Genomic DNA, 15248 nt, shown 5'->3' on the forward strand with positions numbered 1-15248 from the left:
AACATGCGACTGAGACTGGTTCCGTCCGAGACGAACATCAATTTCTTCCGCTTTGCCGGCTTGACCTTCGGGGCATCGGTCGTGGCGGTAATCGCCTCGATCATCCTGTTCCTGACCATGGGGCTGAATTTCGGGATCGATTTCCGGGGCGGCACCACGATCCGCACGGAATCGGTTCAATCGATCGATGTGGGCGCCTATCGCGAGGCCATCGACGCGCTCGATCTGGGCGATATCTCGATCACCGAGGTGTTCGATCCGACTTTCCGCGACGATCAGAACGTGGCGCAGATCCGGATCGAGGCGCAGCCCGGCGAAGAAAGTGCCAGCACCGAAACGATCCTTGCCGTCGAACAGGCGTTACAGCAGGTCGATCCCTCGATCACCTTTCCCGCCGTCGAAAGCGTGGGGCCCAAGGTCTCGGGCGAGTTGATCCAGGCCGCGATCCTTGCGGTGACGGGCGCGCTGGTCGCGATCGTGATCTATATCTGGCTGCGATTCGAGTGGCAGTTCTCGGTGGGCGCGGTGGCGGCCCTGATCCATGACGTGGCGATCACGATCGGCCTGTTCTCTCTTCTGCAGATCAAGTTCGACCTCGCGATCATCGCGGCTCTGCTGACGATCGTGGGATATTCGATCAACGACACGGTCGTGGTGTTTGACCGGACGCGGGAAAACCTGCGCAAGTACAAGACGATGCCTCTGGTGGAGGTTCTGAACCTCTCGGCCAACGAGACGCTCAGCCGGACCTTGATGACGTCGACGACCACGCTGCTTGCTCTTCTGGCGTTGTTGTTCCTTGGCGGTGACGTGATCCGCGGCTTTGTCTTTGCCATCACATGGGGCGTGGTCGTGGGCACCTATTCCTCGATCTACGTTGCCAAGAACGTCGTGCTGATGCTCGGCGTGAAGCGGGACTGGTCAGGCACGGACAAGCCCAAGGGCAACAAGTTCGCCGACATCGACGCCTGACCCGAACCGAAGCCGCAAGGGGCCGAGGATGCAACTGAACGAGATCAAGTACGAAGATGCCGCCCCGATCCAGGGCTATGGTCCGGGGTTCTTCCGGATTGCCAACGAGGTGCACGAGGGTCCGATCATCGTGGTGCCGGGCCGGGTGACCCCCTGGGGCGGCTATGACGACCGCGAGGCGCTCCTGTCGCTGGCGGGCGGCATCGACGTGCTCTTCGTGGGCACCGGCGCCGAGATCGCCCATCTCCCGGCCACGTTCCGCGAGCCGTTGGAAGATGCCGGGATCGGTGTCGAATGCATGGCCTCACCCGCAGCCTGCCGGACGTACAACGTGCTTCTGAGCGAGGGTCGGCGCGTGGGCCTTGCCCTTTTGCCGGTCTGATCCATGACGCTTCGGGTGCGCGATCTGAGTGTGGCCCGGGGCGGCTGGACCGTTCTCGAGGGGCTGTCCTTCGACGTGGCCCCCGGAACGGCGCTGATCCTTCGAGGCCCCAACGGGATCGGCAAGACCACGCTTCTGCGCACGCTTGCCGGGCTTCAGCCTCCCGTATCGGGCGAGATCGAGGGCGCGGGCGATGACGTGGCCTATGCCAGCCATTCCGACGGCATCAAGGATGCGCTGACCGTGGAGGAAAGCCTTGCCTTCTGGGCCCGGGTCTACGGACAAGACGTCCCCGCCGACATCTATGACGCTTTCGATCTGGGCGATCTGCGGCACCGCATGGCGGGCACGCTGTCGTCGGGCCAGAAGCGGCGCCTCGGGCTTGCGCGGCTGGGCGTCGTGGGGCGCCGGATCCTGCTGCTCGATGAGCCGACAATCTCGCTCGACCGGCAATCGGTGAACCTGTTCGCGGATTTTCTGCGTGACCGGCACCTCGGGCAGGGCGGCAGCGCGGTGATCGCCACCCATATCGAACTGGGCCTTGATGCCCCGGTTCTGGAACTGGCGCCCTTTGCGGCGCAGGCGGGGGCGGCGGGCGGAAGCGACGAGGCCTTTCTGTGATCGCGCTCATCGCGCGTGACCTGCGGTTGGCGATCCGGGCCGGGGGCGGCTTTGGACTGGGGCTGGCGTTCTTCCTGATCGTGATCGTTCTGGTGCCTTTCGGCGTCGGCCCCGAGGCGCTGCAATTGCGCGAGATCGCGCCGGGCATCCTGTGGGTCGCGGCGCTTTTGTCCGCGCTTCTGTCGCTCGACCGGATCTTTGCGCTGGATTACGAGGATGGCTCGCTGCAGCTTCTGGCGACCGCGCCCCTGCCATTGGAGAGCGTGTCGCTAGCCAAGGCGGTGTCGCACTGGATCACCGCGGGCCTGCCGCTGGTGATCGCGGGGCCTGCGCTGGGGTTTCTCCTGAACCTCGCCCCCGCGGCCTATCCATGGCTGATCCTGTCGCTGCTGATCGGCACGCCGGCGCTGTCGCTGATCGGGACGTTCGGCGCCGCGCTCACGGTGGGGCTGCGCCGGGGCGGGTTGTTGTTGTCGCTGCTTGTTCTGCCGCTCTACGTGCCGACACTGATCTTCGGAGCCGAGGTGGCCCGGCGCGGCGGCGAGGGGCTCGCGGTGCAGGGCCCGCTTCTGTTGTTGGCGGGTGTGACGATGGGCACGGTTGCGCTGATGCCCTTTGCCGCGGCAATGGTACTGAAGGTCAATCTGAGGTGAGGTCGCGTCACGGGCATTGAGCCCGGCGGCGCCCCGGTCTAGGAAACTGACATGTCGATCTGGGATTATGCAAACCCGAAGAAATTCATCGCCACCACCACACCGCTGGTGCCGTGGTTCTTTGGTCTGGCCGGTGTGTCGCTGGTCGTGGGGCTGATCTGGGGGTTCTTCTTCACGCCCGATGATTTCCGGCAGGGGTCGACCGTCAAGATCATCTACCTGCACGTGCCGTCGGCGCTCATGGCGATCAATGCCTGGCTGATGATGCTGGTGGCCTCGCTGATCTGGCTGATCCGGCGCCATCATGTCAGCGCACTTGCCGCCAAGGCTGCGGCCCCGGTGGGGATCGCCATGACGCTGATCGCGCTTTTCACGGGCGCCATCTGGGGAGAGCCCATGTGGGGCACCTGGTGGGCCTGGGACCCGCGGCTGACCTCGTTCCTTATTCTGTTCCTGTTCTACCTCGGCTACGTGGCGCTCTGGCAGGCAATCTCGGATCCCGACACGGCGGCGGACCTGACCTCGATCCTGTGCATGGTGGGGTCGGTCTTCGCGCTCCTGTCGCGCTATGCGGTGAATTTCTGGAACCAGGGCCTGCATCAGGGCGCCTCGCTCAGCCTCGACAAGGAAGAGAACGTGGCCGATGTCTTCTACCAGCCGCTGCTTTTGTGCATCGCGGGCTTTGTTTTGCTGTTCCTCGCGCTCGTGCTGCTGCGCACCCGGACCGAGATCGGGCGCCGGCGTATCCGCGCGCTCGAGATGCGGGCCCGTCGTCAGGAGGTGCGCGCATGATGCCCGATCTTGGTGATTACGCGGGCGCCGTTCTGAGCGCCTATGCAGTCAGCATCGTTCTTCTGGCCGCGATCGTGGTTCTGAGCGTTGTGCAGGCCCGGTCGGTGCGCCGCAGGCTCGATGATGTCGAGGATCGCGACAATGGCTAGGATCAAGCCCCTGATGCTTATCCCGCCGGTGGCTTTCGCCGCCCTTGCTGGGCTGTTTTTCGCGGGGATGCAGCGCGACAATCCCGACGAGCTGCCCTCGACTTTCGTGGGCCAGCAGGCGCCGCCGGTTCCCGATGCGGGGCTGTCCGGGACGCCGACGCTGACGGCCGAGGATCTGCGCTCGGGCGAAGTGACTGTCGTCAATTTCTGGGCGAGCTGGTGCCCGCCATGCCGGGTCGAGCATCCGACGCTGCATGCGATGAACGCGGACGGCATCCGTGTCGCCGGACTGAACTTCCGGGACGAGGAGGACAATGCATTGTCCTACCTCGCCGATGAGGGCAATCCGTTCTTCGCCACCGGCTATGACCCGACCAGCCGCCGTGCGATCGACTGGGGCGTGACCGCGCCGCCCGAGACCTTCATCGTGGGCGGCGATGGCACGGTGCTTTTCCGGTTCATCGGCCCCCTGGTTGGCGATGACTACCGGCAGCGGTTTCTGCCTGAACTCGAGAAGGCGCTCGCCGCCGACGGCTGAGGCCGCACGATTTCTTTCAAAGAAATCGGACCGGAAACTTTCAAAGTTTCCGGCCCCCTGGCCAGCGGTTGAATGAAAAAGCCCCGCTCAATGGCGGGGCTTTGTCGTCTTGTATCGCCCGTGATCAGGCGGCGGCGAGATTGCGCAGCACGTAATGCAGCACGCCGCCATGTTCAATGTATTCGATCTCGATCGCCGTATCGATCCGGCACTTGATCTGGATCGTCTTCTCGGTGCCATCGGCAAAGGTGATGGTGCAGGGCACCTCCTGCAGAGGCTCGATCGTGTCGAGACCCGAGATCGACACCGTTTCCTCACCCGTCAGACCGAGCGACTTGCGCGTGTCGCCCCCGGTGAATTCGAACGGGATCACGCCCATGCCCACGAGGTTGGAGCGGTGGATCCGCTCGAAGCTTTCGGCGATCACCGCCTTGACGCCCAGAAGCGCCGTGCCCTTGGCCGCCCAGTCCCGGCTGGAGCCTGCGCCATATTGCTCTCCCCCGAAGACGACGAGCGGCGTGCCCGCCTCCTGATGGGCCATGGCCGCGTCATAGATCGACATCTGCTGGCCATCGGGACCGACAGTGTAGCCGCCCTCGACGCCCTCCAGCATCTCGTTCTTGATGCGGATGTTGGCGAAGGTGCCGCGCATCATCACCTCGTGATTGCCGCGGCGCGAACCGTAGGAGTTGAACTCCCGCACCGGGACCTGCCGTTCGATCAGGTACTTGCCCGCAGGCGTCGTGTCCTTGAACGACCCGGCCGGGCTGATGTGGTCGGTGGTGATCATGTCGCCCAGGATCGCCAGAACCCTTGCGCCCTCGATATTCGAGATCGTGCCGGGTTCTTTCGACATGCCCTGGAAATAGGGCGGGTTCTGAACATAGGTCGAGGAGGCCGGCCAGTCATAGGTCTCGGCATCGGTGGTCTCGACGCCCTGCCATTTCTCGTCGCCCTTGAAAACATCGGCGTATTTCGACTGGAACGCTTCGCGCGTTACGGTCTTCTCGACGAGTTCTGCGACTTCCTGCTGTGACGGCCAGATGTCCTTGAGGTAGACCGGGTTGCCGTCCTTGTCGGTGCCGAGCGGCTCTTTCGCGATGTCGACATTCATGTCGCCCACCAGCGCGTAGGCCACCACAAGCGGCGGAGAGGCGAGGTAGTTCGCCCGCACGTCGGGGCTGATCCGGCCCTCGAAGTTGCGGTTGCCCGACAGGACCGAGGTCGCGATCAGGTCATTGTCGTTGATGCATTTGCTGATCTCTTCGGCCAAGGGTCCCGAATTGCCGATGCAGGTCGTGCAGCCATAGCCCACGAGGTTGAACCCGATCGCATCGAGATCCTCCTGAAGGCCCGCGGCCTCGAGGTAATGCGAGACGACCTGGCTGCCCGGCGCAAGCGATGTCTTGACCCAGGGCTTGCGCGTCAGGCCCAGTTCGCGCGCCTTGCGGGCGACGAGGCCCGCACCGATCATCACGTAGGGGTTCGAGGTGTTGGTGCAGGAGGTGATCGAGGCGATCACGACCGATCCGTCATGCAGCTGGTAATGACCGTCCTCGGTCTGGACGTAGCCGCGCTTGTGATGGCCCTCGTCGCCGGGGATCTCGGTGGGCTCCGGCGCGCCGCCTTCGCCTTCCCAGCGGATCTCCTCCTTGGGGGAGGCGTCCTTGCCCTCGCGCAGGCCCTTCACATACTGACCAAAGGACGTGGCGGCGAGATCGAGCGAGATGTAATCCTGCGGCCGCTTGGGCCCCGAGATCGCGGGCACGATGGTGCCCATGTCGAGTTCGAGCGTCTCGGTATAGATCGGATCGTAATCCGGGCCGCGCCAGAAGCCGTTTTCCTTGGCATAGGCCTCGACCAGAGCGACGCGCGCCTCTTCGCGGCCGGTGTTGCGCAGGTAGCGCAGCGTTTCGTCGTCGATCGGGAAGAACCCGCAGGTGGCGCCGTATTCGGGCGCCATGTTGGCGATGGTCGCCCGGTCGGCCAGCGGCAGCGTATCGAGGCCGGGGCCATAGAATTCGACGAATTTGCCGACGACGCCTTTTTCGCGCAGCATTTCCACGACCTTCAGAACGAGGTCCGTGCCGGTCGTGCCTTCGACCATGGCGCCGGTCAGCCTGAACCCCACGACCTCGGGGATCAGCATCGAGATGGGCTGGCCCAGCATAGCGGCTTCGGCCTCAATGCCGCCGACACCCCAGCCGAGGACAGCTGCGCCATTGACCATCGTGGTGTGGCTGTCGGTGCCGACGAGCGTGTCGGGATAGGCCACTTCGTCGCCGTTCTGGTCGACATCGGTCCAGACGGTCTGGGCAAGATACTCGAGGTTGACCTGGTGGCAGATGCCGGTTCCGGGCGGCACCACGCGGAAATTGTTGAACGCCTTCTGACCCCACTTGAGGAAGACATAGCGCTCCATGTTGCGTTCGTATTCGCGGTCCACGTTCATCTGGAAGGCGCGCGGATTGCCGAATTCATCGATCATGACCGAATGGTCGATGACAAGGTCAACGGGGTTGAGCGGGTTGATCTTTTGCGGATCGCCCCCCAGCGCCATGATCCCGTCGCGCATTGCGGCAAGGTCGACGACCGCCGGCACCCCGGTGAAGTCCTGCATCAGCACGCGGGCCGGGCGATAGGCGATTTCCTGCGGGTTGCGGCCGCCCTGCTTGCCCCAGTCGGAAAACGCCTTGATGTCGGCGGTGGTGACGGTCTTGCCGTCCTCGAACCTCAGCATGTTTTCCAGCACGACCTTGAGCGCGGCGGGCAGGTTGGAAAACGAGCCAAGTCCCGCAGCCTCGGCGGCGGGGATGGAGTAATACGACAGGCTCTTGTCGCCGACGGTCAGCGTCTTGCGGACCTTGGCGCTGTCGTGTCCGACTGTGATGGGCATGGGCAGGACCCTTTCTGTGGCTGGGTTGACGGTCTGGCGCGCGCGTTGTCCTGTTATCACAGGGAGAGTCGCGGCCTGTTTGTGTGCGGTATACTATTGCACACAATGTTTTCCAAGCCTTGTTTTCGGCGATTGTTGCGGGGTCTCTCGATTGATTGATTGGCATTTATGCCAACCGCCTTCTAGTCAGGGAAAACCACGAAACGGGAGAACCGGGATGCGAGCCTTTTGCGCCGCTCTACTGTCATCGATCTGCCTTGCGCTGCCTGCGACCGCCCAGGACAATCCCGTGGTGGTGGAGCTGTTCACCTCGCAGGGATGTTCCTCCTGCCCGCCGGCGGATGCGATGCTGCAAGAGCTGGCCTCCCGCGACGATGTGATCGCACTGGCACTGCATGTGGATTACTGGGATTACATCGGCTGGAAGGATATCTACGCCTCGCCCGAATTCACCGAACGCCAGCATGGCTATGCCCGCGCGGCGGGCGAACGCACCGTCTATACGCCGCAATTCATCATCGGCGGGCGCGATCATGTGATCGGCGCCAACGGCATGGCCGTGATGGACCTGATCCGCAGTCAGGAGCAGGAGCCCGATGCGGTCACGCTGAGCATCGTGGCCTCGGATGGTGGCTTCAGCCTCGAGGCGCGCAGCACCGCGCGTGGCGACATGGTGGTGCAGCTGGTCCGTTATATCCCCGACTCCCGGGTCGAGATCCTGCGCGGTGAAAACCGCGGCCGGACGCTGAGCCATTCGAATGTCGTGACTGACTGGGATGTGATCGCCCGGTGGGACGGCGCCGACACCCTGCGCCTTAGCGCCGAGCTGAGCGGGTCTCAGCCCTCGGTCGTGATCGTGCAGGAAGACGGAAACGGTCCGATCCTTGCCGCGGCCCGGATCGAATAGGGCGCTTTCAGCTCCGTTTCACCAGCTTCCGCGCAAAATCATGGATCGCGTGGTCCAGCGGGAACTGGTCCCGGTTTTCGTGACGCATGGATTGCAGGACTTGCGTCTGGCAGATCAGGTTTTCGGGCGGCTACGGAGGGCCAATGGCTTTCCCAGACTGCGTGGCGATCAGGGGTTTCAGGTGGCGCGGCTGGTTTCGACATGCGCCAGACCATTCCTCCTGTCAGTGGTTCCGGGCGCGGCGCGCGGGTCCGTGTCAAGTCGCGGGTTGATCCCCGCCTTTCCAACGGCGATGCACCCAGAACCATTGCCCCGGATCTCTGGCGATCCGTGCCTCGAGAGATCGGGTCATCGACAGGGTCATCTCGATCGGGTCGCCGGGGGGGATCGGAGCGTCCAGTTCGACCGAAAAGCTCAGCCCGTCGGGCAGCCGGACCCCGAAATAGGGGATCAGAACCGCGTCGTAGCGAAGCGCAAGCTCTGCCGCCGAGGTCGAGGTCCGCGCCGGTTGGCCCAGGAAGGGCAGGGGCACGCCGTCGCGGTCATGCACATCGAACAGGAGCGTGGCCATCCCCCCCGATTTCAGATGCCGGACGAAACCGCGCGTGCCTTTTGCCCCCTTGGGAAAGACGGGTCCTGACATCTGGGTCATGGTGCGGATGTAATGGGCGTTGAAAAAGGGGTTCTTCATCGGCTTGTAGAGCCCGCCGATCGTGTAGCCCAGCCGCGTCAGAACCTGCCGGGGCGCTTCGTGATTTCCGTAGTGGCCCGTGACGAACAGGACGGGCCGTCCCTCGGCGCTCGCGGCCTCGAGCGCGGCCAGTCCGGGGCCGGTCGGCGTGGTCGTGGCAAGGTCGCGGCCGAGGTCCGGCCAGCTGTAATTCTCGATAATGGTGCGACCGGCGTTATCAAGAACGGCCCGGGCGATCCGGCGCCGCTCTGCCGGGGTCATTTCGGGATGGATCCGTCCGAGGTTGGTGCGGGCTCTGGCCTCATAGCCCGCCACGGGCCCGACGAGGCGGGCCATCGCTGCGCCCATCAGGGCGCGCCGCCGGTTGAAGGGCAGGGTCATCGCCGCGCCGATCAACCCCCGGATCGCCCTGTCTTCGAGCCATTGCAGCGACGTTCCGGACGGCTCGGGCATGGTTCGCGGGTGCTTTTCGGTTGCGTATCGGGTCGGTCACAGGTGCCGGCAAGGAACGGCGCAGGCCTGTCGGGGCATCGGCTTTGGCAAGCCACCGGTCCGGACCGCCGCCCTTCTGTCAGGCCCGGTCTGCATAGCCCGACAAAGGGCGATTGGCTAGGCCATGCCGCAGGCGCGCGCGACGGTCAGGGATCAATCGTCTTCGTCCTCCTGTTCCACCTCGATCAACGTCAATTCGCCTGAATCGGCCGCCGCCCGGATCGCGCGGACGACGTCGCCCATGGCCTCTTCGCCGGCGGCCCGGCGGATGCGGCCCTTGTCGGCGATCTCTTCTCGCAGCGCGTCAGCCATCCGCTGAGAGATATTGGACAGGATGAATTCCGCGGCCTGCGCCAGATCACCGCCCGCCGCCAATGCCGCGGTCAGCGCAGTGACAAGGACCGCATCCTCGATGTCGCGCGTGATCTTGGGCACGTCGGGCGTGCTGATCCTTTCGGGAATATCCGCGAAGGTGAAGATCGATTTCCGAACCTCGTCGGCAAAGCCCGGATCGTCCGAGGACAGCCCTTCGAGGACGTGATCGCGTGTCGCGGCCACGCTGGAATTCAGGATCGCGCCCACACGTTTGGGCGGGGGGCTTTCGAAGACGGGGGCAGGCTTGGCACAATGGCTGCGCGCGATGGCGGCGCCGATCCTCTGGACCGCGTCCTGCCGGACGTCGCTTGTCTGTGACATCGCATAGGTGATCCGCCGGGCCATTTCGCCGGGCAGAAGGCCGAGGAGGGCTGCGGCCTTGCCGACGGGCAGTTTCGACATCACGACGGCGGCGACCTCGGTGCTTTCTTCCTCCATGACGGGGACAAGGTCCTGCGCGCTCAGCGCCACGATCTGGGACCAGGGATCCTGGTCGGACTCGGCCAGTTCGGAACGGATACGCGCGGCGGTCGTCGGGCTGATCTGATCGGCCAGCCGTTTCAGCGCGGCCTCGACCCCGCCCGGCACCGCGATGCCCACCCGTTCCAGATCGCGGGCGAATTCTCGGGCGACCTTCTGCATGGTTTCGCGATCGACGATGCGAAGATCGGCCAGTTCCCGGGTCAGGTTCAGCTGAACATCCTCGGGCAGCGATGACAGGGACAGTTTCTGTCCGTCCGCCAGCAGCATTTGGACGATGACGGCTGCCTTGCGGCGGCGCGACAGGCGTGGTGCAAGATTGGGATCGGGGGCGGCGGGGGAAGGTCGGGACGGGTCGGAGGGAGGCGAAGCGTTCTGCGTCGTCGTGACCTGCATCATCGATACTCGCGATTGAACCTGGGACTATCAGGTTCAATAGACGCAGTTTCATGAACCGTGAGTTAACACGGCTTGTGTCAATTCTCCGGGCTGGGGTGGGAGAACCCGATTGTCATCCCGCGCAGCGTCTCGCGCGTTGCGGGCGACAGGGGCGCAAGTCCGGTCGTGGCCTTGTGCAGCAATTCGACCAACCCTGTTATCGCGGTTTTCTCATCGTCGGAAAAGGTGCCCTCGCTGCGGGAGAAACTGGCGATTGAACGCGTTTCGCCGTCTTCAATCGCACAGGTGAAGCCTTCATTGATGCCGAACTCCCGCGCCATGGACATGATGCCGTCCGAATCATTGTCGCTGAGTTCCGACCAATCAATCACGCCGAGGTTGTCAAACCCCCAGATGACAGTCGGGTCACGCATAAGAAAACCTTTGCTCGAATAGATATCGATCCACGCCTTTGGATAGGTCTGAAACAGGTAGGTTGGCGTCGTAAACTTGATGTGTAGCGCGATCGCGTAGCCAGCCGGAGCAAGGACCTTAAGCTCGGCAAGTTTCCTGCCCATTTCTTGCTCATCAAGCATCACGTCTCTCCCGGCGTTCGCTTTCAGGTTGATCTTGGTAAGGCTGCTATCCTACTGTGTAGTCCGGCCTGTGGGTGATCAAGTGCATATATTTATGGGGTGATTGCCGGTGGCTCTTAGTCGAAAGGGATCGGGGCTTGGCGTCGAACGGAAGTAGAGGTCCTCTGCGTTGAGCGACGTGATTGAATATCAAGCAGATTTGGATGAGTTGGCTCCGGCGGGATATTACATAGCCCTGCGCGTCGGGTTTGCGTTTCCCCTTGAAGAACGAAATGCCCTGCCGCCCGACTGGGTGGATTTCTACACCCGGCAGCGGTTCATGATGCATGATCCCGTGATCCGCTGGATCTATGCCAATGTCGGCGCCATTCGATGGTCCGGGATCGACATCGAAGACCCGAAACATGTGATCGGGCTGGGCCGGGATTACGGTCTGAAATACGGGGCAGCGATCAGCTGTTTCGACGAGAATTCCGACGGGCAGCGCTCCTTCGGGACATTTGCCCGGGCCGATCGCGAATATACCGATGCCGAGATCGAGCGCCTGACGCAGCTGGTCACGATCCTGCATGAGGATCGCGCCCCGCCGACCAACCTGACGGAAGCCGAACTCGAGGCGCTGCGGCTGGTCAAGGACGGGATGCGGCTCAAGCAGATGGCATTCGAACTGGGCGTGTCCGAGGGGGCGATCAAGCAGCGGCTCAAGAACGCCAAGCTGAAGCTTCGCGCAACGACCGGCGCGCAGGCCGTGACCCGGGCGAGCGACTTCGGACTGATCTGAGACGGACCGCACGACGCGCGTGTTCGCGCTCTCTTTATCCACAGTCTTATCCACAGAATTGTCGTGGTCTCTCTCCACCTGAGGCTGTATTGACTGGTTAACAACCAAAAGAATAAATCGCACAATAGACTCTCCATAAAGGAGAGCAAACATGGAAAACATCACTTTCAACCTGTCTTCACTTCACCTTCACGGGGCTGCTTTTTATGATTTTCTTGGCCTTAGGAAGCGATTCTTCGTCGATCAGCTGAATTGGGATATTCCGCATGACGACAAAGTCGAAATGGATCAATACGACAACCCAAAGGCGTTTTACTCGCTTGTCCTGCGGGACGGCATGGTTATTGGCGGCGCCCGGGCCATGGCGACGACAGCGATCTGGGGTGAACACACCTATATGCTGCGCGATGCCGTGAACGGGAAGCTCGCCGATATCCCCGAAGACATCATGGGCCGCGAGGTCGCGAGCGATTCAATCTGGGAATGCACCCGGCTCGTGATGTCGGACGAGTTGACGACCCATGCCGAACGTTCGACCTGCCTGTCGCTGATCGTCAACGGACTGGTCGAGGTCGCGGGCGCGAACGGGGCGGAACGGCTGATCTCTCTGTCTCCGCTGGCGCTCATGCGGGCCTTGCGACAGCTGGGCTTCGGCGCGGAGCGGATCGGGGAGCCCTATCTCAACGATGACGGCCGCAAATACGCGGTGTTGTCGATGCCGGCGGCAACCGGCCGCAGCCGGGTGCCAAGCGTGACCCATGTGACAGGGCCCAAGCCGCTTCATGCGCCCGCGGTCGCGGCATGACAGCATCGGGATCGGCGATGGTCCGATATCGCGCGTGATGTCACGCCGGTCGGCCCAGGGGAGAAGTCCGGCGTTCGCTGCCGCTGGCCGTCTTCTTCCGACCTGAAACCTGCAACATCCGGCGACCGGGGCCGGATACCACCTACTCTGTGCCGAACACTCGGCCAAAGATGGTGTCGACATGCTTCAGATGATACCCGAGGTCGAATTTCTCTTCGATCTCAGCTTCCGACAGGGCCGCCGTGACCTCGGCGTCGGCCAGAAGCTCGGTTTTGAAATCCTTGCCCTCTTCCCAGACCTTCATCGCGTTGCGCTGAACCAGCCGGTAGGCATCTTCGCGGCTGACACCGGCCTGCGTCAGCGCAAGCAGAACCCGCTGCGACATGACCAGCCCGCGGAACTTGTTCATGTTGGCCAGCATCGTCTCGGGATAGACCACCAGTTTTTCCACCACACCGGCAAGCCGGTGCAGCGCGAAATCAAGCGTCACGGTCGCGTCCGGCCCAATCGCGCGTTCGACCGAGGAATGCGAGATGTCACGCTCGTGCCAGAGTGCCACGTTCTCGAGCGCGGGCACCACGGCGGAGCGCACCAGTCGGGCAAGTCCCGTGAGGTTCTCGGTCAGGACCGGGTTGCGCTTGTGCGGCATCGCCGACGAGCCTTTCTGGCCCGCGGAAAAGAATTCCTCGGCTTCCAGAACCTCGGTGCGCTGCATGTGGCGGATCTCGGTGGCGATGTTCTCGATCGAGGAGGCGATGACGCCCAGCGTGGCAAAGAACATCGCGTGCCGGTCTCGCGGGATGATCTGCGTGCTGATCGGCTCGGGGCGCAGTCCCAGCTTGTCACAGACATGTTCCTCGACCGAGGGGTCGATATTGGCGAAAGTGCCCACGGCGCCGGAGATCGCGCCGGTCGCGATCTCCCACCGGGCCTTTTCAAGGCGGTTCCGGTTGCGATCCATCTCGGCATAGAAGCGTGCGAAAGTCAGGCCCATGGTGGTGGGTTCGGCATGGATGCCGTGGCTGCGCCCGATGCGCACAGTGTCCTTGTGCTCCATCGCGCGGGTCTTGAGTGCGGCCAGAACCCGGTCGATGCCCGCCAGCAGCAGATCGGCCGCGCGGGTCAGCTGGATGTTCAAGGTGGTGTCCAGCACGTCCGATGAGGTCATCCCCTGATGGACGAACCGCGCCTCGTCGCTGCCCACGATCTCGGCCAGATGGGTCAGGAACGCGATCACGTCATGTTTCGTCACGGCCTCGATCTCGTCGATGCGGGCCACGTCGAATTCAACGTCCCTGGCTTTCCAGACGGCCTCGGCATTCTCGCGCGGGATAACGCCCAGATCGGCCATCGCGTCACAGGCGTGGGCCTCGATCTCGAACCAGATGCGGAACTTGGTCGCGGGCTCCCAGATGGCGGTCATTTCGGGGCGGGAATAGCGAGGGATCATGCGGGAAGGCCCTTTCGAGGATGTCATTGCCGGTCTGGGCGCGTCATACTCCCCCCCGCACGGGGTCACAAGAAGGGGGGCGAGATGAAAGCGGAGGCCTTTCTGGGCCGGTGGCGCATTACGCGCGAGATCGAGGATCGCCTTGGTCCGGACGCCCGCTTTGACGGTGAGGCCGTGATCTCCGAGACGGCGCCGGGCCGATGGCTCTATCACGAGACCGGGCGTCTGGGCTTTGGCACCGGTCCGCTATTCGAGGCCGAGCGCCGCTATGTCTGGGCGCCGGACGCGACCGGGATCGAGGTGTTCTTCGAGGATGGCCGTGCCTTTCACCGCATCCCCCTTGCCGGCGGCGCCGACCGCCATCACTGCGATCCCGACCTCTATGACGTGACCTACGATTTCACCGCTTGGCCGCAATGTTGGGCGATCTGGACGGTGTCCGGGCCGCGCAAGTCCTACGTAATGCGCAGCCGTTATCGCCAACAGGACTTGCAGTCAGGCGCGTCACGAGGCTAGGTGGAACAAACGCGACATGACTGGGAGTTCGCCATGAGCATTTTGAACGGGCAGCCTGTGCTGATCGACACTTTCGGAGCCCGCGACGGCGCGCGGCACCTTATCAAGCAGGCGGCGCTGGTGGCCCTTGGCGTTCTGGCCATCGCGATCGCGGCGCAAATCCGGGTGCCGATGTGGCCGGTTCCTGTCACCATGCAGACCTTTGCCGTTCTGACCGTGGGCGCGGCCTTCGGCGCGCGGCTGGGCCTCGTGACGCTGCTCGCCTATCTTGCGCTCGGCGCGATGGGGGCGGCGGTGTTCACCGGTGAGGGCGCAGGTCTGGCCTATATGATGGGGCCGACCGGCGGCTATCTGCTGGGCTTCGCGGTCGCGGCATGGGCCGTGGGCGCGCTTGCCCGCCGGGGCTGGTCGCAAAGCGTGACGGGCATGATCGGTGCACTGCTGATCGGCAACGCGATCATCTATGCCTTCGGCCTTCCGTGGATGGCCTACCTGTTTCTGGCCGAGCGCGGCGCCGAATGGGTTCTTCAGTGGGGCATGACGAATTTCCTTCTGGGTGACGCGATCAAGCTGATGCTGGCCGCACTTCTGATCCCGGGCCTGTGGACGCTGATGGGCAAGGCTCGCGGCTGATCCAGAGCGGCTGTTATTGAAATGAGAGGCGCGGACCGTGACCGGTCCGCGCCTCGTTCTTTTTCCGGGGACGCCTTGTGAGGTGAGCCAGATATGCGGGTGGTGTGGAAACTGGCCGCTGGCCCGAAGCCTCCGGCGGGA

General features: G+C 63.5%; 17 protein-coding genes. 12 read left to right on the forward strand and 5 right to left on the reverse strand.

The genetic code is table 11. The features are described from left to right. The first annotated feature begins 3 nt into the window (after positions 1–3). The 7 genes from secF to EP376_RS15510 are packed head-to-tail and all read left to right on the forward strand — an operon-like array spanning position 4 to position 4107. Entirely contained in the window at positions 4–972 is a 969-nt protein-coding gene (gene secF, locus EP376_RS15480; RefSeq protein WP_127656528.1) for a protein translocase subunit SecF, read from the forward strand. A 28-nt stretch (positions 973–1000) separates the two neighbouring features. Beyond that, positions 1001–1354 (forward strand): Mth938-like domain-containing protein, encoded by a 354-nt coding sequence (locus EP376_RS15485; RefSeq protein ID WP_127656529.1) that lies wholly within the window; start codon positions 1001–1003, stop codon positions 1352–1354. Between the two features lie 3 nt (positions 1355–1357). After that, complete coding sequence (gene ccmA, locus EP376_RS15490) at positions 1358–1975, forward strand: heme ABC exporter ATP-binding protein CcmA (protein WP_127656530.1); 618 nt, start codon at positions 1358–1360, stop codon at positions 1973–1975. Beyond that, positions 1972–2628: a heme exporter protein CcmB gene (gene ccmB / locus EP376_RS15495; RefSeq protein WP_127656531.1), complete on the forward strand. Its 657-nt coding sequence runs from the start codon at positions 1972–1974 to the stop codon at positions 2626–2628. The genes ccmA and ccmB overlap by 4 nt, the downstream gene beginning before the upstream one ends. 51 nt (positions 2629–2679) lie before the next feature. Beyond that, on the forward strand, positions 2680–3420 hold the full coding sequence (locus EP376_RS15500) for a heme ABC transporter permease (RefSeq protein ID WP_127656532.1): 741 nt from the start codon (positions 2680–2682) through the stop codon (positions 3418–3420). Continuing rightward, positions 3417–3569 (forward strand): heme exporter protein CcmD, encoded by a 153-nt coding sequence (gene ccmD, locus EP376_RS15505; protein ID WP_203330855.1) that lies wholly within the window; start codon positions 3417–3419, stop codon positions 3567–3569. The genes EP376_RS15500 and ccmD overlap by 4 nt, the downstream gene beginning before the upstream one ends. Then, on the forward strand, positions 3562–4107 hold the full coding sequence (locus EP376_RS15510; RefSeq protein ID WP_127656533.1) for a DsbE family thiol:disulfide interchange protein: 546 nt from the start codon (positions 3562–3564) through the stop codon (positions 4105–4107). The genes ccmD and EP376_RS15510 overlap by 8 nt, the downstream gene beginning before the upstream one ends. A gap of 124 nt (positions 4108–4231) precedes the next feature. Here EP376_RS15510 and acnA read toward each other — a convergent pair whose 3' ends face one another. Continuing rightward, positions 4232–7003, reverse strand: coding sequence for an aconitate hydratase AcnA (acnA, locus tag EP376_RS15515; RefSeq protein WP_127656534.1), 2772 nt, complete (start codon positions 7001–7003; stop codon positions 4232–4234). Between the two features lie 217 nt (positions 7004–7220). Here acnA and EP376_RS15520 point away from each other — a divergent pair, with 217 nt between their 5' ends. Next, complete coding sequence (locus EP376_RS15520) at positions 7221–7910, forward strand: DUF1223 domain-containing protein (protein WP_127656535.1); 690 nt, start codon at positions 7221–7223, stop codon at positions 7908–7910. Positions 7911–8166: 256 nt separating this feature from the next. Here the strand turns inward: EP376_RS15520 and EP376_RS15525 are convergent, their stop codons facing one another. From EP376_RS15525 to EP376_RS15535, 3 genes are all read right to left on the reverse strand, one after another. Continuing rightward, complete coding sequence (locus EP376_RS15525; protein WP_127656536.1) at positions 8167–9054, reverse strand: lysophospholipid acyltransferase family protein; 888 nt, start codon at positions 9052–9054, stop codon at positions 8167–8169. A 192-nt stretch (positions 9055–9246) separates the two neighbouring features. Beyond that, positions 9247–10347 (reverse strand): FliG C-terminal domain-containing protein, encoded by a 1101-nt coding sequence (locus EP376_RS15530; protein WP_238928593.1) that lies wholly within the window; start codon positions 10345–10347, stop codon positions 9247–9249. 77 nt (positions 10348–10424) lie between these two features. After that, complete coding sequence (locus EP376_RS15535) at positions 10425–10922, reverse strand: autoinducer binding domain-containing protein (RefSeq protein ID WP_127656537.1); 498 nt, start codon at positions 10920–10922, stop codon at positions 10425–10427. 178 nt (positions 10923–11100) lie between these two features. On the opposite strand from EP376_RS15535, the gene EP376_RS15540 reads away from it, so the two are divergent. Further along, complete coding sequence (locus EP376_RS15540) at positions 11101–11703, forward strand: helix-turn-helix transcriptional regulator (protein ID WP_127656651.1); 603 nt, start codon at positions 11101–11103, stop codon at positions 11701–11703. Positions 11704–11854: 151 nt separating this feature from the next. Further along, a complete protein-coding gene (locus EP376_RS15545; RefSeq protein ID WP_127656538.1) occupies positions 11855–12508 on the forward strand; it encodes an acyl-homoserine-lactone synthase in 654 nt (217 codons plus the stop codon). A 142-nt stretch (positions 12509–12650) separates the two neighbouring features. Here EP376_RS15545 and purB read toward each other — a convergent pair whose 3' ends face one another. Next, positions 12651–13958 (reverse strand): adenylosuccinate lyase, encoded by a 1308-nt coding sequence (gene purB, locus EP376_RS15550; protein WP_127656539.1) that lies wholly within the window; start codon positions 13956–13958, stop codon positions 12651–12653. An 84-nt stretch (positions 13959–14042) separates the two neighbouring features. Between purB and EP376_RS15555 the strand changes: the two genes are divergently transcribed. Together EP376_RS15555 and EP376_RS15560 are read left to right on the forward strand one after the other, a co-directional pair. Then, complete coding sequence (locus EP376_RS15555; RefSeq protein WP_127656540.1) at positions 14043–14474, forward strand: DUF6314 family protein; 432 nt, start codon at positions 14043–14045, stop codon at positions 14472–14474. A gap of 33 nt (positions 14475–14507) precedes the next feature. Then, on the forward strand, positions 14508–15107 hold the full coding sequence (locus tag EP376_RS15560) for a biotin transporter BioY (RefSeq protein ID WP_127656541.1): 600 nt from the start codon (positions 14508–14510) through the stop codon (positions 15105–15107). Positions 15108–15248: the final 141 nt, after the last annotated feature.

Source organism: Alexandriicola marinus (assembly GCF_004000435.1).
Lineage (GTDB): Bacteria > Pseudomonadota > Alphaproteobacteria > Rhodobacterales > Rhodobacteraceae > Alexandriicola > Alexandriicola marinus.